Raw genomic sequence first — 20906 nt, forward strand, 5'->3', positions numbered from 1 at the left:
TATAGTCGGCAACCATTCGAAGGGAGCCGGAAATGAACACACTGCCACCTGAGGTTATGCTCTCCGAGGCGCAAATTGCATCGCGGGTCAATGAACTCGCTGCGGAAATATCGAAAGACTACGCTGATAAGACACCTTTGGTACTGGTCGGGGTTCTGAAAGGTTCGTTCATCTTTCTCGCGGACCTGGCACGTCGCCTGACTATTCCACGCACGATCGAGTTCATCGCAGTTTCCAGTTACGAGAATGGAAGTCAACGCAGCGGTGCCGTGCGCCTGCTGATGGATGTTCGCGGCAATATTGAAGGGAAGCACGTTCTGATCATCGAAGACATCGTTGATACCGGCCATACCCTTGACTACCTGATTGGCATGATGCGCTCGCACGGCCCGGCATCGGTCCGAACCTGCACATTGCTGCACAAAGCGGAGCGCGCGGAAGTCGACGTTCCAATCGACTATACCGGCTTCAGCATCGCAGATGAGTGGGTCGTCGGCTATGGACTCGATTACGCCGAGCGTGACCGAACGCTGCCCTATATCGGTATCGTTCGCCCGGAAGACCGCGCCACCAGCTGATCATTGGTCCTCCGCATGATCAGCGCAGTGCCCGCCCTCCACTTCAATCGTTGAATGCGCAATGCCATAGTCGGATGCGAGTATTCCCTTAAGTTCGCGAACACAATTTGTAAAATCGCCGGCCGTATCCCGCAACACGACATGCATGGTCAGCATCGCCTGCTCTTGGGTCAGACCCCAGACATGCACGTGGTGAATACTTTTGACGGCCGGCACACGGGCAACCAGCACCGATTGCATCGCCGCCACATCCAGCCAGTCAGGTGTACCCTCCAGCAAAATGTGCGCGCTTTTCTGCAACAGTTGCCATGCGCTGCGCAGTATCAGGACAGCCACCACGACAGACAACAATGGGTCGACCGGCATCCAGCCAGTAGTAAGAATGACGAGCGCTGCAACAATGGCGGCAACGGAGCCGAGCAAGTCACCAAGCACATGCAACGCAGCGCCGCGCATATTCAGGTTGTCCCGATCGCCACCGTGTAATAAAGCGAAAGCGGCAATATTGATCAGCAGCCCCAGGATCGCCACGATCAGCATTCCGGTCGCATGAACAGCCGGAGGCGTCAGCAGACGCGATACTGCCTCCACAACAATCCAGCCGACAATGAGGATGAGCGTTATCGCGTTGGCAAAAGCGGCGAGAATCTGAACTCGCTGGTATCCGTAGCTGCGCCGCGGGTCTGCCGGCCGTCGACCGACCCGAAACGCAAAAGCCGCCAGAGCCAGTGCCATGCTGTCGGTCAGCATGTGGCCCGCATCAGCCAACAAAGCCAGTGAACTGGTCAATACTCCCGAAACGGCCTCGACAACCGTGAAGACGGCGGTCAACAGCAGCGCTAACAATACCCGGTGACTGTCCGAATGATGGGTATGCGCTGTCACTATTCAGTCAATCCCGCATCTGCTCAGGCCACTCAGGCTGCGCGCGGCACGCGGATATCTTCAACGAGGTGTTGAATGTGCTCAGGCGGCGGACTGGTCAATTTGCTGACGCTGATTGCGACAGCGAAATTGAGCAGCATGCCGATCACACCGATACCCTCGGGAGAAATGCCGAATAACCAGTTGGCCGCAACATTCTCCCCCCATGGCGCGCCCGCCCACTTGAGGAATAGCCCCTTGAAGAACTCGATATAGCCATAGGTGAATAGCAGGCCAGTCAGCATGCCGGCGATCGCGCCTTCTTTGTTCGCCCGCTTGTAGAATATGCCCAACAAGATCGCGGGGAAGAGCGATGCAGCCGCGAGACCGAATGCGAAGGCCACAACCTGCGCAACCCAGCCCGGTGGATCAAAGCCCAGATACCCGGCAATCAGAATGGCAAATGCGGCCGCAATGCGACCTGCCAGCAGCTCGCGTTTTTCAGAAATGCCCGGCATGAAGATGCCTTTGACGAGGTCGTGCGATACCGCGGCGGAAATAACCAGCAACAGGCCTGCCGCGGTAGACAGCGCGGCCGCAATGCCACCGGCAGCAACCAGCGCAATCACCCAATCCGGCAGATTCGCGATCTCCGGATTTGCGAGCACCATGATGTCATTGTCGACCGAGAGCTCGTTCCCCTCCCAGCCGTAGGCACTCGCCCTGGCCGCAAATTCCGCGTTGGAATCGTCGTAGTACTGAATACGGCCATCGCCGTTCTTGTCAGTGAAACTGAGGAGCCCGGTTTGTTGCCAGGTCTTCATCCATTCCGGGCGCGCGCTGTATTCCAGATTACCCTCAACCGCACCAATAGCCCCGGGCTGCACGGTATTCAAAAGGTTGTATCGCGCCATTGCACCAACCGCAGGTGCCGTCGTGTAGAGAATGGTGATAAACAGCAAAGCAAAGCCGGCTGAACGCCGGGCATCACGCACTTTGGGTACCGTGAAGAACCGTACGATCACGTGCGGCAGGCCGGCCGTACCGACCATCAGTGCCAGCGTGATACAGAAGACATCGATCTTGCTCTTCGTCCCACTGGTGTACTGGTTGAACCCGAGCGAGGTAACGATGTCGTTAAGTTTCTCGAGCAAACCGGTTCCGGTATCAGCAATATCGGCACCAAACGCAATCTGCGGTATCGGGTTATTGGTGATTTGCAATGCGATAAAAATCGCCGGAACCGTGTAGGCAAAAATGAGTACGCAGTACTGCGCAACCTGGGTATAGGTAATGCCTTTCATGCCACCCAATACTGCATAGACGAAGACCACCGCCATGCCGATTATCAACCCGACGGTAACGTCAACCTCCAGGAACCGCGAAAATACAATACCCACACCACGCATCTGCCCGGCGACATAGGTAAACGAGACGAAGATCAGGCAAATGACCGCGACGATGCGGGCGGTCTTCGAGTAGTAACGTTCGGCAATAAACTCCGGCACCGTAAACTTGCCGAACTTGCGCAGGTAGGGTGCGAGAAACAATGCTAACAATACGTAGCCACCGGTCCAGCCCATCAGGTACACCGAACCGTCGTAGCCCAGAAAGGCGATCAGTCCCGCCATTGAAATAAAGGATGCCGCACTCATCCAGTCGGCGGCCGTTGCCATACCATTGGCGACCGGCGAAACGCCCTTGCCCGCTATGTAGAAATCACCCGTTGTCGTCGCGCGGGACCAGATGGCGATACCGATGTAGAGCGCGAAACTTGCGCCCACAACGAGGTAGGTCAGTGTCTGTAGTTCCATCTGCTCAATCCTCGTGCACGTCGTACTTCTGATCGAGCTGATTCATTTTCCAGGCGTAGAAAAAAATCAGTGCAACGAATATGTAGATCGAGCCTTGTTGTGCAAACCAGAACCCCAGCGGAAATCCGGCAATCGTTATCTGATTAAGCTGGTCAACCAGCAGAATGCCCAATCCGAAGGAACACGTAAACCAGACCAGCATACAGCCGGCAAGCACTTTGAGATTGGCCCGCCAGTACGCAGCGCGTTGTTTTGGCTTCATGATTAAGGATCCGCCGTATGTTTGTTATTGTCACGGGAGCCACAATCTAGCAAAGCGGCGCGTAATATTCACGATATGCTTCAAGCACTGCGGTTCGCACCTGGCAGCCTTGCGCAGAAGACAATACCTGCTCATCGTCGTGGCAGTCATCCGGACAGAGGCTGGCCGAAACATGCAGCAGGGTTGATCCTGCAGCAACAACACCTCCCGGCGCGCAATTGAACTCGACCGCCGCGCGAAGCACAATGCGGCCTGTTCCCGCCACCGTTTTCGAGGATAACGTGAACAAAATGAACACCGGTCAGGCGGTGGCACGCAAAGAGGATCGACGCTTCCTGACGGGCTCAGGCCGCTATACCGATGACATCGTCCTCGACGGCCAAACCTGGCTGCGCTTCTATCGCTCACCTTACGCGCACGGAACAATCACTGAACTTGATACCAGCGAGGCCAGGGCCATGCCCGGTGTGCTCGCGGTCTACACCGGTCAGGACCTGTTGGCGGCCGGAGTCCGCGATGTCGCTGGTGCCGCCATGCCGGATGGCAGCCGCCAAGCACTCAAACAACCGCCGCTGGCACGAGACCGGGTTCGGTACGTTGGCGAGCCGGTGGCGGCCATCATCGCCGAAAGCGCGGCAATGGCTCAGGCCGCAGCCGACAGCATCCTGTTCGATGTAGATGAACTGCCCGCAGCGGTTACCCCAGGCGATGCGCTGCGTGCGACTGAAGCAGCCATTCACGCAGACCTCGAAAGCAATCACTACGGCACGATGAGCTACGGTGACCAAAAACGAACCGATGCGGTATTCGAGACTTCACCGCGACGCGTGCGCATTGAAGTCATCAACAACCGGGTTGCGCCGGCCGCACTGGAGCCCCGTGCGTGTAATGCCAGCTACGATCCGGACGACGGCAGCATGCTGGTCTATCAGGGCTGTCAAGGCGTGCACGCGTTGCGCGATCGAATCCTGAAATCCGTCGATCTGGACAAGGACAAACTGCGGGTCATTTGTCCCGATGTAGGCGGCGGATTCGGCCTGAAGTTTTTCCTGCAGTGCGAAACCGTCGTCGCAGTGTTCGCGAGCAAGATGCTGGGCCGGCCGGTCAAGTGGACCGCTGACCGCAGCGAGAGCTTCCAAAGCGACGTACACGGCCGCGATCACGAGAGCCATGCTGAGTTTGCGCTGGACGACAACGGCAGGGTCCTCGCCATGCGTGCTACCGTCAATGCCAATATTGGCGCTTACTGCTCTCAGGCCGGCCCTATCATCCCCTGGTTCGGCGCGTGCATGACCGGCGGCTGCTACGACATCCCCGCACTGCACGTCGCAATCAACATGGTCGTTACCAACACAGTCCCGGTCGATGCTTATCGGGGCGCTGGCCGTCCTGAAGCCACCTACCTGATCGAACGGTTGATGGACCGGGCAGCGCTCGAACTCGGCATTGCCCGCGACGAAATTCGCCGGCGAAATTTTATTGCGCCGGATCAATTCCCCTACCTGACGGCGACAGGACGCAGTTACGACTCCGGTCGCTACAGCGAAATTATGGAAGCGGCGCTGCAGCGCGCGGACTGGCTCGGCTTCGAACAGCGCCGCATGGAAAGCCGCGACCGTGGCCAGCTCCGCGGCATCGGCTTCGCCAGCTACGTGGAAATTTGTTCGGCGGCTGGTAGTGAAGAAACGCATATCAGGTTTCGGCATGACGGGCGCCTTGAACTGACCGCTGGCACGCAATCGACCGGACAAGGCCATGAAACCAGCTACGCGCAGATCGTCGCCGCCGTGCTCGGGACCGGCATTGAACACACAGACCTGGTACAGGGCGATACTCTGCAGGTGCCCACCGGACAAGGCACGAACGGCTCACGCTCCCTGGCCATTGCCGGGTCGGCGCTCCGCCACTGTGCGGACCTCGTGGTAGAAGCAGGCAAGCGCATGGCCGCTGCGGTATTCGAGGCGCCGGAGGCTCAGATCGATTTCGCCGATGGCCGTTTCCAGACCCGCGACGGCAGCCACAGTGCCGCCATCACAGACATTGCACTCGCGTCATTCGATGAAGCGCTACGACCGGCGGCAGTCTTGCCGGGACTGCGCTGCCAGTATCGTTTCGAACCCGATGGCGGAACATTTCCGAACGGCTGCCATGTCTGCGAAGTGGAAATCGATCCCGCAACCGGTGTAACCCGCATCCTCCGCTACACCGTCGAGGATGATGTCGGCGTCGTCATTAACCCATTGCTGCTGGAAGGCCAGATAGTCGGCGGCATTGCCCAAGGTCTCGGTCAGGCACTGACCGAGCACGCCGCCTACGATCGCGACAGCGGCCAGCTACTGAGTGCCACGTTCATGGACTACGGGATGCCGCGCAGTGACTGGCTCCCGGACGTGGACTTCCGTTACAGAGAGGTACCCTCACCGCGCAACCCGCTCGGCGTCAAAGGTGCGGGTGAGGCCGGCACGGTCGGCGCCGCGCCTGCACTCGTCAACGCGGTGCTGGATGCGCTGGCGGCCAGCGGCGTTGAGAACCTCGATATGCCCGTAACACCACAGAAGGTATGGCAGGCCTTACAGAACGCTGGCTGAGGTAGTCAGCGGGCAGCGTGCAGCCGCTCTCGCCAGCGCTATCGACCGGCCCAAAAAAAAGCGGCTCCTTGCGGAGCCGCCCGTTCCATCCCCAGAGCATGACGCTTGGCCTTGCCGTGCTTCCCCCGCCAAGTACTGCCTGAAGGTGTTGTCCGGTCCGGCGTCGTCCGCTGTGTTGTGCAAAGGCGACGCCCGATGGCGGGAAAACTTCGCAGAATGTCGCGCCGTTGTCAATCAATCCGCTGGATTAGGTGCCGATTCGGCCACCGATGCATTTTTTCGTGGCTTTTGCGCAACAACTATTTCGGGACCGGTTGGTGGCAACTCTGGCGAATCAATGACTTGCCGAACAGGCGTTCATATATGGTTCGCTACGCCAGTCAGGCTGCAGCGCGGCATATCGACACGCGTTGCGCGATTTTGCGCAACGCGTGTCGATCGCGCAGAGGCTTATTGAAATACCGCTTCCGCATCAATCACGGAGACATTCTGTTCGTCGAACACGATCGGTAGCGCCTCGATCATGCGGTCTTCGGCAATTACCTCCTCGGGCTGGGCGGCGTCATACTGCATCGGCGATGCGCGACCTGAAACCAGCCGGTCCCGGAGGTCGTCCGCGTCCCGGCTTACAAAGACGTATTGCATGTTGTCGGTTCGAAGATTTTCACGAATGACACGGTTAACGTCCGCCAGCGTCATCGAATCCAGCTCTTTACGAACATAATCGCTGAAATCGTCGATGCCATAGAAACCACTGTCCAGCGCGTAACCCAGTTGCCGCGACTGACCGTCCATCAGCAGACTGACGTACTTGGCAAGGTAGCTGCGGGTATTGACGAAGTCCTGCTCGCTCATGCCCTTCTCAATTAGCGTGTTCAGCTCAAACAGGGCCGTACGGGTCGCGAACTGTGCGTCATTGTTGTTCCGCAGCGGTCTGAGCCAGACCTGAAAAATCTGCTGCTGCCGGGCAAGGTTGGTGTCGGGCTGAAACTGGAACATGCCGCGCGGGAAATATTCAATGTAGGCGTAGTTGCCGTAGTTCATGCCGCGCGCTTCGCGAATTCGACCGTATAACTGGCCCGTTGAGTTTCTGTGCTCGCCCAGCCACGAACGAACCAGCCAGAGTGCAACCCAATCCTTGTCGCCCCGCTTCAGGTCAATGGGAAAACCGAACGATACGGCAACTGAAGTCGTTTCCTTGTCGACGATAACCGCCTTGTTGGCTGCCAGTGGCTTCGGCTGCGGCAACTGCAATGACTGCCGGGTGCCCTCCGGTAACGCCTGCAAGTCACTGCTCAGGCGTGCGGCAAACGTCTCCGGATAACCGCCAGCCAGGCCCAGCGTGATATTGCGGATCGTGTAGTGCTGCCGATAGAAACGCTGCACATCGTCCAAAGTCAGCGCGGCGATGTCGGCACTGTGCCCTTCATTCAACGAGCCATAGGGATGTGACGGCCCGTAAATCTGGCTGTAGAGCACTTCCTTACCCAGCTCCTCGTCATTGTTACCAACGAGGCTCGTGCGGACCGCATTGACCAGTTGGGTACGAACACGTTTGAAGTCCTGCTCGCGCCAACCCGGGCTCAATAGCTGACTGCTGGCGAGGCGGTACCAGACATCGAGATTGTCGCGATGTACCTGTCCCGACAAGCGGGTCATCTCCTTGTCGACCTGGGCACTGAAACCGGAAGCGATCGGGTACATTGCCGCGTTGATCTCCTGAATACTGAAGTCTTCAGAGCCCGCATCCGTCAACATTGCCGCCGTCAAAGCTGCCAGACCTTTCTTCCCCGGCGGGTCCATGGCGGCACCGGAATGCACCAGGATAGAAACATCGATGAGCGGCGACCCGGCGGCAGGCTGCGCAACGATCTCGACCGGAACAGCGATATCGGTGCTCGCCACCGCCCTGCTGGCAATGGCAGGCGCAGTGTCGGCAAGCTGTTCGGCGGGTGCCGCCGACAACGGTCGAACGAGGTCATCGATAGACGCCATGCCATCGATCCCGCTGATCGCCTCGTCATTCGACAGGGTTACGATGACCCGGCCATCATCAACAAAGTAGCGATTCGCAACCTCCAGTATGGCCTCCGGTGTCAAGGCATCGTAGCTGCGGTAGAGCGTATTGATGGTTTCCGGGGTGCGTTCAAACTGCACGAACGAGGCCAGAGTGCTGCCGATTGAGCCGGAATTATCCAGATTGGCGGTGAACCCGTATTTCAGCCGGGACTTTGTTTCTGCCAGCTTTTTGACGGACACCAGCTCGCTGCGTGCCGTAGCGAGAGTCTCGCGAATAGCTTGCTCGACGGCCGCCGTTTGCGCGACATCCGTGAGCCGTGCGTAAACCATCAGGACGTTCGGGTCCTTGCGATTCGGAAAGTAAGTCAGCAATTGATCGACCGATTGCTCTTCCAGGACCAGCTTGCGGTACAACTCAGACGAGTCTGAAAAATAAATGGACGAAATGACATCGATTGCCGGCATGTCGACTTTTTCCGGCTCAAATGCCGGGCCGCGAAAACCGACCAACAACCAGGGCTGCGTTGGCGCATCCCACTGGACGTGATCGTAAATTGGCCCGTTCAGCGGACCTTCTTGTGGAATGTCGGCAACGTAATCGCCGCGCTCCCATTTGCCCCAGTACTTCTCGACCATGGCGAATGTCGCTTCCGCATCCAGATCGCCAACCAGAATTACGGCTGTCTTCTCCGGTCGGTACCAACGATCGAAGAACAGTTTCGAATACTCGAACTGCTCCGGCATCGGCTCAATATCCTCAAGAAATCCCATGGTCGTGTGGCTGTAGGTATGCGTATTGAACGACAGGTCGCGTATCCGTTCGTAGCCGCGCGAAATGGGGTTCGAGGAGTTCTTCAGGTATTCGCCTTTGACAGCGAGCGCTTCCGTCCGAAAAACATCCTCCGAATAACGCAGGTTCATGAAGCGGTCCGCTTCAACCTCTATGATTTTTTCCAGATCGGCCTTGGTAAACACGGCGTGGTAATTCGTAAAGTCGTCAGTGGTGTACGCGTTCTGATTGGCGCCCGCCTTCTTGTAGATGTTCAGGTATTCGTCGGCCGGGTATTTCTCAGTGCCACGAAACATCATGTGCTCGAAGAAATGGGCGAAACCCGACTTGCCGGGTTCGACTTCATTGCGCGACCCCGTCTGCACAGGCACCTGGATGGTGACAATATCGGGGTAATCCGTGGGTACGATAATTACGCGAAGCCCGTTATCGAGGTCGCGCTGCAAATACGGCATGGAGAACACACCGGAGTCCACGACAGCCGCCGCATCAGGGGCATTCGTTGCGTCGCCTGGCGCTTCTTGGGCACCATTACAAGCGGCAAGTGCCACGGCAGCCAGCAAACCGACAAACACTTTCATCATGTTACATTCTCCAATTGCTCATTTACGCCTGCAGTATGACCACGGCTGCACATACAGGTTGCGATTAATTCCGCCTGAAACTTGCCGCAGCTTACCTGCACGCATCGCGTGCCCACAAGCCGGGCCCTAACCATAACAAGTCTATTTCGACCGTACAGGAACTGACAGCATGATTATTGAACAAATCTGGACCGCTAACAGCCTCAGAAACTTCAATTATCTTGTCGCCTGCCCTGCTACCGGTGACGCACTGGCGATCGACCCACTGGATTTCCGGCAGTGCCTGGCCGTGGCGAGCGACAAAGGCTGGCGAATCACGCAGATCGTGAATACTCACGAGCACGCAGATCATATTGGCGGCAACAAGGCACTGGCTGCCGCCACTGGCGCGAAGATCATTGCCCACCACGCGGCAAAGGATCGGATCACTGATATGGCACGCGGCGTTGGCGCAGGTGACCGTATCACGGTCGGCACAAGTATCGAACTGGAATGCCTGGACACACCCGGGCATACCATGAGCCATATTTGCTTGCTGTCGCGCACGGGCCCACCCGCGCTGTTCAGCGGTGATACCTTGTTCAATGCTGGGGTAGGCAACTGCCATAACGGCGGTCACCCGGAAGAGCTGTATAAAACATTCGATGAACAACTCTGCCGATTGCCCGGTGATACCGTCATTTACCCCGGGCACGATTATCTGGTGAACAACCTGCGCTTTACGCTCGACCGGGAACCGGATAATGCGGACGCACAAGCACTGCTCGATGAATGTGCCAACCACGATCCGCAGAACGCACGAACCACCACCATCGGCGACGAGCATCGCATCAACACCTTCTTCCGCCTGCAATCCCCAACGGTCATATCGCGCCTGCTGGAAAAATTCCCGCAGATGAGTCCAACACCCGAAAAGAAGGAGGTTTTTCTGCGGCTACGGGAACTGCGAAACAGCTGGTAAGCGCGCTGTTTAGCCGCTGAGCCGGCTGGCAACCCGTGACAATTGTTGTGCCTGCCACTCGTTCGGTTTGCGCTGCTGCTGCAGCGAAAGCCAGAGCCATTGCACGGCATCAAAGGTTCGTCGCTGTGTATCGAGCCGCCGTCGGTTGTTGTCAACATCAACCCCGCCGTATGCACGCAACAGAAGCTCCGCCTGCTCCGCGTTGAGATTGTGCCAGTTGATTACACTTGCCAAATCAAAGTACGGATCATTGTCACGAGCGTACTCGAAGTCGATCAGTTTGAGCGTCCCATCATCTACGATGTTTTCGGCAACCAGGTCGTTGTGGCAACACGCGCGCCTGCCCGTCTTTGCGGTGCTCTCTGCGATCTGCACACAGAGTGCTGCCAGAGACGATTCAGCCGCATTGGGTCGCAATAACGAACGATAATTTCGAGCCGCAATGCCCGCATCGTACTCAACCCCGCTCAGCGGCAAACTGTGCAGCACCTTCAATAAGCCCGCTAAGCGGATGAGGTTGTCAGGGACTTCCAGATCCTCGGGCTGCCACGACCTGCCCTTGGCAAACTCACTTAACAGCAAGCCGCTATCCGGACTGAAAAACTCGACCGGTGCCGCAATGCCACGGCGGGCAGCGCTCTGTTGAATACGGCACTCCACGGCGTTGTCCCGCATACCGGATTCATCAATCTGATCAACGACCCGCAGCACGTAACTCCGGTTGGCAGTATCGACCCGGTAACTACGATTGTTATAACCGTGCTGCAGTGGTGTCACAGTACTGCTTCTGTTTTGCCATCCCGGAATGGCGGCGAGCAAGTTCTGAACAGTGCGCTCAGTGCTCACACTGCTACCGATTTCCTGTAGGACCGAACCCAGCTCCACAGGCCGAACGGGATGAGCACCAGGTACATAGCAAACAGTACGGACGTCAGATGCAGATCACGCGTCCAGTAGATGACCATGGAAGCCGCATCGATCAGCAACCAATACCACCAGTTCTCAAGTACTTTTCGCGCCACGAGAAACGTAGCCCACACCGCACTCCAGGTGGTCAACGAATCAATGTACGGGAATACCGCGTCGCTATACCGCTGCAGAAGAAAGCCGCTGATCGACGACAGCACGATGATGCCCAGCACCGCTTTGCCATGGGTGCCAAGCGTCCAGACGACCACTGGCAACGACTCACGATCCCGCGCACCGTGTCGCCAGGAGTACCAGCCATAGACAGCCATGGCGAGGTAGAACACGTGCAACGCCGACTCCATGTAAAGCCGTGCGTCGATAAATATCCAGACGTAGCAGGCAGTGCTGATGGCGGCACAATACCAACACCAGATGTTCTGCCGAATTGCCAGCAACAGGTAGGCAATGGCCAGTACAACGCTGATCAATTCCAGCACCGAGAACGCTTGCAGCTCTGCCAGCAAGCTTCCCGGCAATTGATCGGGAAAAGTAATGCTAGTCACCCAGAGGATTGTTCAGAATCTTGATCGCGAATACGGCCTTCGGCAACTGTTCAAAACTGGTTTTGATCTCGGCCTGCAATGCGGCCATGACAACGTCGAACTCACCTCGCAGTTGCGTACTCATCGGATTCATTCTGATTTCGACATCGTCGTAAGACCCCAGGCGTTTGATCACATCCTTGATAGGCGGAAGAAATTCTTCGGTCAATGGATACAGACTTATATCAACGGCAACTCGCATAATTAAAACCTCATGTCGAAAGTGATACCGGCATGGCGCGGATCGCCCTGGCGGATATACAGTGTTTCCGGGAAATCGGGCGGCTCATTGCCGAAATAGAACCCACGCACAGCATAGGTCTCATCTGTCAGGTTGCGCGCCCATAGCTGTAGCGACCAGCGCTCGGCGTTGAAGCCAAAACGCAGATTCAGCAACTCGTGCGCGGCTGACTTCTGATCATGGCTCACATCGAAATAGAACTCATCTCTGGCCGTCGCATCAATACGGGCGAACCAGCCCGACGGATGCTGCCACACACCGCCGGCCGCCAATGTGTAGCGCGGTGCATGCGCCTGATCGCGACCACTGAGGACAACCTGCGGCGTTTCGAACTGGTCGAACTCCGCACGCATCAATCCTGCGTTCAGGTACAGTTCGACTGTTTCGCTGGCCTGGTAGTTAAGCTCGGCCTCGAGACCGACGGTTCGACCACTTGCGGCATTGTCCGTGTAGAAAATAAAGGACGTCGGGTCGTTTGGTACCAGCTGAAAAGACGTCCGCACCTGCTGATCAACGCGCTTGTTGTAGAACAATACCGTAGAGACACGCAGTGCATCGCCGAGCAACCGGCTGCGTATGCCCATCTCCGCAGCCCACAACTGTTCACCACTGAACTCACGCCGGTCGGCGGGTACCGCGCCCAGATTGAAGCCTCCCGCCTTGTAACCCTTGGAGAGCCCCACGAAGCCCGAGGTACGTTCGGAGAAATCATGCCGGTAGCGAAGCTCGCCACCCAGCATGGACTCGGACGGTCCCAGGTTTAACGCCGCTGAATCATTGTAATCGGTGCTTCTGCGTTCACCACGCAGACCGACCGTTAACAATCCGGCATCGCCGACGTCGATATCGAGTTCACCAAACAAGGCGGCGGTTAATGCTTCAAAATGGCCGCGGTAACGATCGTTCAGTGCCAGCGTAAAATCGTAGATGGGATCAACGTAGTCACCCACGTTCAGCGTGGTCAGATCTTCGTCGAGACGCATGACGTAGACGCCCAGCAGCCAATCACTGCTGTCATCAAACAAGCGGCCATCCGTACCTGAGGTCAGCCGAAATTCCTGACTGATCGTTGTACGTTGCCGTTCACTGAATGACTCATAGTCATAGGTAAACGGCGCCCAGACATCAGCATTGCCCCAATCGCTGTCGAACGAGTAAATGGCATCAGAATCGGCGACCGATGTTATCGAGGTAAAACCCACTCGGTCTGAACCAGACCATTCGCTGCGGATTGCTGCACCAACACTGCGCTGTGCGTCTTTGCCGGGATTGTCAGACTGCATGGTCAGCGAATTATCAATGGCGAACGCATCGTAACCATCATCGATATCGCTGAACAAGGTACTCAAATGCACTGCCCAGTCGTCGTTGACCTGCCACTTCAATTTGCCGCGGATGGCGGACTCACTGCGGCCGTTGGTATCGTCACGTTGCAGGTACGCATTGTCACGAAAGCCATTGCTCTTGTGATGTTGAGCCGCAATCCTGTATTGCAGATTGTCGCCAGCCAAAGGACCGCCGAATGCTAGTCCAGCGGAAAGCATGTCGTCATCACCGGCACTCAACTGGAAGCGTCCGGCGCGCTCGTCCGTGGGCTCGGTACTCTGCACGTAAACCAGTCCGGCCAATGCATTCGCGCCGTAGCGGGTGCCCTGCGGGCCACGCAGGACGTCGATCTGTTGTACGTCAAACAAGGTCGCAATGGTCGCCATGCCGCTGAAATCGATATCGTCGATCAGGAAACCAACAGAGGGGTTCGGCGCACCTTCGTACTGCTCGAGCTCGCCTACGCCACGAATCTGCAGGTAGCGGGCGCGATGACCATCGCCCGACCAGTTCAGATTGGGCAGTCCCTGGATCAGCTCTTCGAAATGCTGGACGGCGGACTGCTCAATGGTTGCACGGTCAAGCACGCTGATGGATGGCGGCAACTCAGCCGCTTTGCGCTCACGGAAATCGGCAACCACCGTTATTTCATCAAGTGGTTCTGCGAGAGTGAGTGAGTTTGCGACAAAAAATACGGAACCAAGCGCCGCTGCTGCCAGCCGCCCCTGGAGGGTCTTGCTATACATTATGGAATCCTCTTCCTACGCCGGTATTACCCGGTTCAGGTTCTAAGGGTTCCCGTAATCCAGCCGAATGCCGGTACGGATCTCAGGCTAATGACGTTTGCACGTCATGGCCACCCCTGTGACGGCGCCACTATACCGCAGTTGCCTGCAAGTTCAACAGGCCGGATTCCGTTACGCTAGGCGCGTGGTTTTACGGCTCCAATCGTTTCAGCAGACTGGACGTATCCCAACGCCGACCGCCCAATGCCTCCACTTCGGCGTAATAACCGTCAACCAGATGAGTCATCTCAAGGCGCGCGCCGTTGCGTTCTGCTTCCTCCAGCGCGATTTTCAGATCCTTGCGCATCCACTCAACTGCGAAGCCGAAGTCGTACTGATCGTCGTTCATCGTTGCCCAGCGGTTTTCCATTTGCCAGGATTGCGCGGCGCCTTTCGAAATTGCGCCAATCACAGCCGCGACATCCAGCCCGGCCCGCTTCGCAAAATGCAGTCCTTCGGCCAAACCTTGCACAATTCCGGCGATGCATATCTGGTTGACCATTTTCGCCATTTGGCCAGATCCGGTCGGTCCGATAAGCGTGCAGGCCTTCGCATAGCAATCCATTACCGGCAACGCGCGTTCGAAAACCTGAGGGTCGCCACCCAGCATGATCGTCAACTGGCCGTTCTCCGCGCCCGCTTGCCCGCCGGAAAGTGGCGCATCGAGAAACTCCACACCGCGCTCACTGGCCGCTGCACTGACTTCACGCGCCACCTCGGCCGAAGCCGTCGTATGGTCAACGATGATTGCACCGGATTTGCAGCCGTGCAGTGCGCCGTCGTCGCCAAGCAATACGCTACGTACATCGTCGTCATTGCCGACACAGGAAAAAATGATATCCGCACCCGCCGCGGCAGCCCGTGGCGTTTTCTCTGCTGAGCCGGGGTACTTCTCAAGCCAGGCTTGTGCTTTTTCGGGGCTACGATTGTAAACGCAGACAGCGTGGCCCGATTTGGCCAGGTAGCCCGCCATAGGGAAGCCCATTACACCGAGCCCCAAGAACGCCACTTTCATTGGATATTCTCCTGCAGAACAGATCGCAGAAGACTACGGTCTCGGCAGGCGCATCGCAACGCCTCAGAGCAATTGAGACGACTGGCTATTGATTCGCAGACCGCGGCTTGTTCTTGCGCGGGTCCAGGCCCATGGAACGCGCGATTATCTCTCGCATCACTTCCGAGCTACCGGCGTAAATTCTGGAGACTCTCGCGTTAAGGTACATCCGGCAAACCGGGTATTCATCCATGAAGCCCGCGCCGCCGTGCAACTGCACACACTCGTCAGTCACCCGCCCCTCCAGCTCACTGGTGTACAGCTTCGCTTTCGCCGCATCGTCGGCACTGAGCGTGCCGGCATTGTGTTCAAGCACACACTGATCCACGAATGCCTGGGTGACGTCGATTCCAGTGCGCATGTCCGCCAGTTTGAAGCGCGTATTTTGGAAATCGGCAACAGTCTGGCCAAATGCTTTGCGCTCTTGCACATAGTCCATCGTGACATTCAGCGCAGCCTCGGCATTCGCGAGGTACCCGACGGCACCCAGCAGGCGTTCTTCGGCCAGGAAATGCATCAAGTGATAAAAGCCCCGATCGAACTCCCCGAGCAGGTTTTCTTTGGGCACTTTGACGTTGTTGAAAAACAGTTCAGCCGTATCCTGACTCTTCAGCCCCATTTTTTTCAGATTCCGGCCACGTTCGAAACCGTCCATTCCGCGCTCAACGACAAATAAACTAAGCCCGTGCCGTTTTTCCTGATTGGTTCGGGCCACCACCACGACCAGGTCGGCATTGATACCGTTGGAAATGTAGGTTTTGGAACCGTTTAACAGGTAGTGATCACCTTTGTCCGCGGCGTGGGTGCGGATGCCGGCGACATCACTACCGGCACCCGGCTCAGTGATAGCAACTGCCAGCACGTGCTCACCTGAAATACACTTTGGCAGCCAGCGTTGCTTCTGTTCCTCAGTCGCCAGTTCGCCGATATACGGGCCTACCAGGCGACTGTGCAAGGTCATGAAGAAACCGGCGTCGCCAAAGTGTGCATTTTCTTCAATCAGAATTTGCTCGTAGCGAAAATCACTGACGCCGGCACCACCATATTGCTCATCGGCCCACATGAGCAGCAAGCCCTGCTCACCGGCTTTCAGAAATGCCTCACGATCAACGATGCCCTGCTCCTGCCAACGGTCCGAATGCGGGCGAATCTCCTTCTGCATAAAGCTGCGTACAGAGTCCCGAAACATTTCGTGTTCGTCGTCGAAAATTCGTCGAATCATGATTTAGTCCTCACCAGATCAACTGGCGGTCAAGAAGTTACTTGCCTTTGAATGCGGCCTCGCGTTTCTCAAGAAACGCGGATATGCCTTCTTCACAGTCTTCGCTGGCGCGCAAATCACGTTGCGCCGGTGCTTCGACGTCGAAGGTACTGGCCCAATCCGATGCGGCCGCCAAGCGCATGGCTTTTTTCGTTGCCGCCAATGAGAGCGGCGCACGAGCCGCCAGCGAATGCGCCCATTCCTCCGCTGCCGCCAGCAAGCTGTCTGCCGGTGCCGTGCGGTTTGCAAGGCCCAGTTCGACGCATCGATCGGCACTGATCCGTTCCGACTCGACGCTCAACTGAAAGGCTCGGCGGTAGCCCAGCTGGTTCACCAGCAACCAGTTGAGCCCGCCATCGGGAACGAGAGAAATGGTTGTAAACGGCGACAGCAGAAACGCGTTATCCGCGATGATCATAAGATCACAAGCCAACGCGAAAGACATTCCTATGCCCGCCGCGGAGCCACCCACGGCTGCAATAACCGGCTGCGGCATCGATGCAATGCATTCGAATATGGGTCGATACTCGCTCTGCAAAAGCTCCTCGACGGATTTTTCCGAGTCGTTGCTGGCCTTCAGGTCAGCGCCGGCACTGAAAGATCTGCCCTCGCCGGTCAAGACCACGGCGCGCACAGACTTATCCGCAGCGGCGTGCTCAAACGCCTTGCGCAGATCAAGTCGCAAGGCGGTATTGAATGAGTTCATTGCCTCCGGTCGCGACATGGTGATGATCGCAACCGGACCATTCTGACTGTATTTTACTGTTTCAAGACTAAGCATTACTGTTCCTCAAGCGGCGTTACGGCCCGCATTTACATCGTCACTCGGGTAAAACAGCTCGCCCTTTTCCGCCATGGATCTCAAGCTCGCTGGCACCGAAAATCGCACACCATACACGTCCGCGAGCTGATCTGCTCGGGCGACGAAAGCTTTCAGCCCAACCGTTTCTATGTAGGACAGCGTGCCGCCGGTCCACGCTGGGAAGCCCCAGCCGAACACCGAACCGATGTCCGCATCCGCTGGATGAGTAACCACCTTCTCATCCAGACAACGCACGGTCTCCAGTGCTTGCGCATAAAGCAATCGACTACGAACCTCCTCCGCGCCGGGTTGCACTGACGCCGGCGGGAAGTGCTCCGCGAGTCCCGGCCACAAATATTTCTTGCCGTCCTCCGGATACTCGTAGAATCCTTTGCCGAAACGCTTGCCCTTGCGATCAAGATCAATCGCAAATTTGCGTATGACCTCGTCAGCAGGCGAAGCAACATACGCCTCGCCGAGATCCTTTTGGCTCTGCTGACCAACGTGGTAACTGAGTTCCAGCGACACCTCATCCGTTACGGCCAGCGGACCGACCGGCATACCGGCATTTCGCGCTACGTTCTCGATAAGGGCAGGACTGATACCCTCCGCCAACATCGCGATTCCTTCACGGGTGTACACGCTGAATACGCGACTCGTGTAAAAACCGCGACTATCGTTGACGACGATTGGTGTTTTGCGAATCTGCTGGATGTAATCCAGCGCCTGAGCGATAGCAATATCCGACGTCTTCTCACCAACAATGACCTCAACCAGCGGCATCTTGTCCACCGGTGAGAAGAAATGGATGCCAATGAACTGGTCTGCTCGTGTCGCTGCTTCTGCCAGCCCGGTGATGGGCAAAGTCGAAGTATTTGAAGCAAAAATCGCGTCGTCAGCCATGACCGCTTCGGCGCGTTTGGTCACCTCGGCCTTGACATCCCGGTCCTCGAACACCGCCTCGATCACCAGTTCGCAGTTGCTCAGTAGCGAAAAATCCGTCCCGGTATGGATTCGGTCCAGCAAAGCTTCCGCCGTCTTATGGTCCACGCGACCGTGCTCAAGCTGCTTTTTGATCAGGCTTCTCGAATAGTCCTTGCCCTTGTCCGCTTTCTCATTCGTGGTGTCCAGTAATACAACCTCGATGCCAGCCTTCGCGGACACGTAAGCAATACCAGCGCCCATCATGCCGGCGCCCAGCACGCCCAACTTGCTTACCTGGCGACGCGGCGGCGCGGCAGGTCGGCGGACGAGTTTATCCGCCGCCCCTTTGTTGACAAACAGTGTACGCATCATGTTTCGCGAAACGGGGTTCATTAACAGCGACACGAAGTACTTGGTCTCTACCTCCAGTGCCTTGTCGATGGGCAGCACGGTACCTTCATAAACGGCGGACATAATCGCGAGCGGAGCCGGGTAGTTGTGCCGGGTCATTTTCTGCAGCAGCGCGCTACCAACCATGAAAGTCTGCACGGCGCCCGGATGCATCAATCCCGCACCGCCCGGCACTTTGAAACCCTTTTTGTCCCACGGCTGCAGAGCAACACCTTCCTGCAATACCCAGCGACGTGCCGCGGCTACTTCATTGCCTGCAGCAACAAGCTCGTTCACGACGCCGGCCGCGAGTGACTCGGCTGGCGACAGGTGCTTACCCTGCGTAATGAGCTGCAACGCCGGTTCGATTCCGATCATACGTGGCAAGCGTTGGGTACCGCCGCCACCCGGCAACAAACCTACCTGCACTTCCGGCAAGCCCAGTTTGGTGCGTGGCTGATCCGCAACCACTCGATAATGGCAGGCAAGCGCTACTTCAAGCCCACCGCCCAACGCTGTACCGTTAATGGCGGCGGCAACCGGTTTGCCACAGGTTTCTACGGCTCGCAACGCCTGCTGCAAGTTACTGCACCAGCTGTACAACTTGTGTACATCCGCTTGCGGCGAATACGCGTTCACAAGTTCGTGCAGGTCAGCACCTACCAAGAAGGCGTCCTTGCCCGAGGTAATTACCGCGCCTTTGACATCCGGATCATTCGCAATGCGTTCGGCGGCAGTCGCAATGTCCTTCAGGAATTCGGGCGTCATGACATTCATGGAACGCCCCGCCACATCAATCGTCAGCAGTACCACACCGTCGTCATCGAGCTGCCAGTTTATGGTTGTCATTTCGTTCATCCCGAATCTCCTAAACGCGCTCGATAATGGTTGCTGTGCCCATCCCACCACCCACACATAAATTAACCAGTGCGGTATTGAGGTCGCGCCGTTCCAGCTCGTCGAGGACGGTTCCCAGAATGATGGCGCCAGTGGCGCCAAGCGGGTGTCCCATCGCAATAGCGCCACCATTCACATTGATCTTGTCGTGGTCAATGTTCAGCCGCTGCATGAACAGCAGTACCACCGAGGCAAACGCTTCGTTCAGCTCAAAGAGATCGATGTCGTCCGTGGTCATGCCGCAACGCGCAAGCACCTTCTCGGCGGACGGTGCCGGACCGGTAAGCATGATCGTCGGATCAGTGCCAATAGAGGCGAAGCCACGGATGCGCGCACGCGCTTTCAAGCCAAGTGCCTTGCCCGTCCCGGCATTACCAATCAATACGGCAGCGGCACCATCGACAATCCCGCTCGAGTTACCGCCTGTGTGCACGTGTTCGATCGCCTCAACCTCCGGGTAGCGCTGCAACGCTACATCGTCGAAGCCCGCTTGCTGACCAAGAGTTTCAAAGGCTGCTTTCAAGGCAGCAAGATCGGCTGCGGTGGTGCCAGGGCGCATGTGCTCATCGCGCTCCAGCAGAGGCAATCCCAGATGGTCGTGGATAGGGGCAATGGAGTTGCTGAACCAGCCCTGCTCCCAGGCGTGGGCGGCCCGCCGCTGACTCTCAACGGCATAGTTGTCCACGTCGCTGCGGGAGAAACCGTACTTGCTCGCAATCAGGTCTGCGCCAATTCCTTGCGGCGCAAAATAGGTCTTGTAGGCTATCGCCGGGTCAGCATGCATGGCGCCGGAATCGGCACCCATTGGTACCCGTGACATGCTCTCAACACCGCCACCGATGGTGAGATCCGACTGACCCGCCATGATCTGTGCGGCAGCGGAATTGACCGCTTCCAGGCCTGAGGCACAAAAGCGGTTGAGTTGTTTGCCTGGCACGGTCAGTGCGTAGTCAGCATTCAGTACCGCCGTTCGCGCAATGCAGGCACCCTGTTCACCGACCGGTGAAACACAACCCAGAACAACGTCGTCGAGGTACGTCGTATCCAGATTATTGCGCTCGCGCAATGCACTCAGAACCTGGGTCATCAAATTGACCGGCGTTATTTCGTGCAGAGCACCGTTCGGCCGGCCGCGACCGCGCGGGCTACGTACATGGTCAAATATATAGGCGTCTGCCATTGCTGTAATCCTGTATCAAAGTGAAGTTCTGTTCGCTTGCAGGTATCTCGTTGGGACCTTGGACTGGCCAGGAGT

Annotated in this window: 16 protein-coding genes and 1 riboswitch; of the genes, 3 read left to right on the forward strand and 13 right to left on the reverse strand. The window is 57.2% G+C overall.

Translation table 11 applies throughout. The features are described 5' to 3' along the window. Positions 1 to 32 precede the first annotated feature (32 nt). Positions 33 to 578 carry a hypoxanthine phosphoribosyltransferase gene (gene hpt / locus BA177_RS11680; protein WP_068616411.1) on the forward strand — a complete coding sequence of 182 codons (546 nt, stop codon included), beginning with the start codon at positions 33 to 35 and terminating at the stop codon, positions 576 to 578. On the opposite strand, the gene BA177_RS11685 is transcribed toward hpt, so the two are convergent. The 3 genes from BA177_RS11685 to BA177_RS11695 are packed head-to-tail and all read right to left on the reverse strand — an operon-like array spanning position 579 to position 3518. Continuing rightward, a complete protein-coding gene (locus BA177_RS11685; RefSeq protein WP_231892439.1) occupies positions 579 to 1463 on the reverse strand; it encodes a cation diffusion facilitator family transporter in 885 nt (294 codons plus the stop codon). A 32-nt stretch (positions 1464 to 1495) separates the two neighbouring features. Next, the gene (locus BA177_RS11690) at positions 1496 to 3256 is read right to left on the reverse strand and encodes a sodium:solute symporter family protein (protein WP_068616415.1); all 1761 of its coding nucleotides are present in this window, start codon (positions 3254 to 3256) and stop codon (positions 1496 to 1498) included. A gap of 4 nt (positions 3257 to 3260) precedes the next feature. Continuing rightward, the gene (locus BA177_RS11695; RefSeq protein ID WP_068616417.1) at positions 3261 to 3518 is read right to left on the reverse strand and encodes a DUF4212 domain-containing protein; all 258 of its coding nucleotides are present in this window, start codon (positions 3516 to 3518) and stop codon (positions 3261 to 3263) included. Between the two features lie 290 nt (positions 3519 to 3808). Between BA177_RS11695 and BA177_RS11705 the strand changes: the two genes are divergently transcribed. Further along, on the forward strand, positions 3809 to 6106 hold the full coding sequence (locus BA177_RS11705; protein WP_082990066.1) for a xanthine dehydrogenase family protein molybdopterin-binding subunit: 2298 nt from the start codon (positions 3809 to 3811) through the stop codon (positions 6104 to 6106). Positions 6107 to 6556: 450 nt separating this feature from the next. Here BA177_RS11705 and BA177_RS11710 read toward each other — a convergent pair whose 3' ends face one another. Continuing rightward, positions 6557 to 9499 (reverse strand): M16 family metallopeptidase, encoded by a 2943-nt coding sequence (locus BA177_RS11710; protein WP_156762797.1) that lies wholly within the window; start codon positions 9497 to 9499, stop codon positions 6557 to 6559. Between the two features lie 169 nt (positions 9500 to 9668). On the opposite strand from BA177_RS11710, the gene BA177_RS11715 reads away from it, so the two are divergent. Then, positions 9669 to 10460 (forward strand): hydroxyacylglutathione hydrolase, encoded by a 792-nt coding sequence (locus tag BA177_RS11715; RefSeq protein ID WP_068616423.1) that lies wholly within the window; start codon positions 9669 to 9671, stop codon positions 10458 to 10460. Between the two features lie 9 nt (positions 10461 to 10469). On the opposite strand, the gene BA177_RS11720 is transcribed toward BA177_RS11715, so the two are convergent. The 9 genes from BA177_RS11720 to BA177_RS11760 form a co-directional block, all read right to left on the reverse strand. Then, positions 10470 to 11306 carry a choline/ethanolamine kinase family protein gene (locus BA177_RS11720; protein ID WP_197493002.1) on the reverse strand — a complete coding sequence of 279 codons (837 nt, stop codon included), beginning with the start codon at positions 11304 to 11306 and terminating at the stop codon, positions 10470 to 10472. Beyond that, positions 11303 to 11932 (reverse strand): nicotinamide riboside transporter PnuC, encoded by a 630-nt coding sequence (pnuC, locus tag BA177_RS11725; RefSeq protein ID WP_197493003.1) that lies wholly within the window; start codon positions 11930 to 11932, stop codon positions 11303 to 11305. Before pnuC ends, BA177_RS11720 begins: the two co-directional genes overlap by 4 nt. Then, entirely contained in the window at positions 11925 to 12173 is a 249-nt protein-coding gene (locus tag BA177_RS11730; protein ID WP_068616427.1) for a YkoF family thiamine/hydroxymethylpyrimidine-binding protein, read from the reverse strand. The genes pnuC and BA177_RS11730 overlap by 8 nt, the downstream gene beginning before the upstream one ends. Positions 12174 to 12175: 2 nt before the next feature. Next, positions 12176 to 14284, reverse strand: a complete 2109-nt coding sequence (locus BA177_RS11735) for a TonB-dependent receptor (protein ID WP_068616429.1) — start codon at positions 14282 to 14284, stop codon at positions 12176 to 12178. Beyond that, positions 14280 to 14412, reverse strand: a riboswitch (TPP riboswitch). (Overlaps the previous gene by 5 nt.) A gap of 62 nt (positions 14413 to 14474) precedes the next feature. Next, complete coding sequence (locus BA177_RS11740; protein WP_068616432.1) at positions 14475 to 15338, reverse strand: NAD(P)-dependent oxidoreductase; 864 nt, start codon at positions 15336 to 15338, stop codon at positions 14475 to 14477. An 85-nt stretch (positions 15339 to 15423) separates the two neighbouring features. Beyond that, the gene (locus tag BA177_RS11745; protein ID WP_068616434.1) at positions 15424 to 16599 is read right to left on the reverse strand and encodes an acyl-CoA dehydrogenase family protein; all 1176 of its coding nucleotides are present in this window, start codon (positions 16597 to 16599) and stop codon (positions 15424 to 15426) included. Positions 16600 to 16636: 37 nt separating this feature from the next. Continuing rightward, positions 16637 to 17419 carry an enoyl-CoA hydratase/isomerase family protein gene (locus BA177_RS11750; protein ID WP_068616436.1) on the reverse strand — a complete coding sequence of 261 codons (783 nt, stop codon included), beginning with the start codon at positions 17417 to 17419 and terminating at the stop codon, positions 16637 to 16639. Between the two features lie 9 nt (positions 17420 to 17428). Further along, positions 17429 to 19603 carry a 3-hydroxyacyl-CoA dehydrogenase NAD-binding domain-containing protein gene (locus BA177_RS11755; RefSeq protein ID WP_068619279.1) on the reverse strand — a complete coding sequence of 725 codons (2175 nt, stop codon included), beginning with the start codon at positions 19601 to 19603 and terminating at the stop codon, positions 17429 to 17431. A 19-nt stretch (positions 19604 to 19622) separates the two neighbouring features. After that, the gene (locus BA177_RS11760) at positions 19623 to 20831 is read right to left on the reverse strand and encodes an acetyl-CoA C-acetyltransferase (protein WP_068616438.1); all 1209 of its coding nucleotides are present in this window, start codon (positions 20829 to 20831) and stop codon (positions 19623 to 19625) included. Positions 20832 to 20906: the final 75 nt, after the last annotated feature.

The sequence above is a fragment of the Woeseia oceani genome (assembly GCF_001677435.1).
Lineage (GTDB): Bacteria > Pseudomonadota > Gammaproteobacteria > Steroidobacterales > Woeseiaceae > Woeseia > Woeseia oceani.

Excerpts from the sequence above, each read along its gene's own strand:
- BA177_RS11745 (WP_068616434.1), bottom strand. The coding sequence starts at position 16,599 with ATGATTCGACGAATTTTCGACGACGAACACGAAATGTTTCGGGACTCT.
- BA177_RS11735 (WP_068616429.1), bottom strand. The coding sequence starts at position 14,284 with ATGTATAGCAAGACCCTCCAGGGGCGGCTGGCAGCAGCGGCGCTTGGT.
- BA177_RS11710 (WP_156762797.1), bottom strand. The coding sequence starts at position 9,499 with ATGATGAAAGTGTTTGTCGGTTTGCTGGCTGCCGTGGCACTTGCCGCT.
- BA177_RS11695 (WP_068616417.1), bottom strand. The coding sequence starts at position 3,518 with ATGAAGCCAAAACAACGCGCTGCGTACTGGCGGGCCAATCTCAAAGTG.
- BA177_RS11740 (WP_068616432.1), bottom strand. The coding sequence starts at position 15,338 with ATGAAAGTGGCGTTCTTGGGGCTCGGTGTAATGGGCTTCCCTATGGCG.
- BA177_RS11730 (WP_068616427.1), bottom strand. The coding sequence starts at position 12,173 with ATGCGAGTTGCCGTTGATATAAGTCTGTATCCATTGACCGAAGAATTT.
- hpt (WP_068616411.1), top strand. The coding sequence starts at position 33 with ATGAACACACTGCCACCTGAGGTTATGCTCTCCGAGGCGCAAATTGCA.
- BA177_RS11705 (WP_082990066.1), top strand. The coding sequence starts at position 3,809 with ATGAACACCGGTCAGGCGGTGGCACGCAAAGAGGATCGACGCTTCCTG.
- BA177_RS11760 (WP_068616438.1), bottom strand. The coding sequence starts at position 20,831 with ATGGCAGACGCCTATATATTTGACCATGTACGTAGCCCGCGCGGTCGC.
- BA177_RS11715 (WP_068616423.1), top strand. The coding sequence starts at position 9,669 with ATGATTATTGAACAAATCTGGACCGCTAACAGCCTCAGAAACTTCAAT.
- BA177_RS11690 (WP_068616415.1), bottom strand. The coding sequence starts at position 3,256 with ATGGAACTACAGACACTGACCTACCTCGTTGTGGGCGCAAGTTTCGCG.
- BA177_RS11750 (WP_068616436.1), bottom strand. The coding sequence starts at position 17,419 with ATGCTTAGTCTTGAAACAGTAAAATACAGTCAGAATGGTCCGGTTGCG.
- BA177_RS11755 (WP_068619279.1), bottom strand. The coding sequence starts at position 19,603 with ATGACAACCATAAACTGGCAGCTCGATGACGACGGTGTGGTACTGCTG.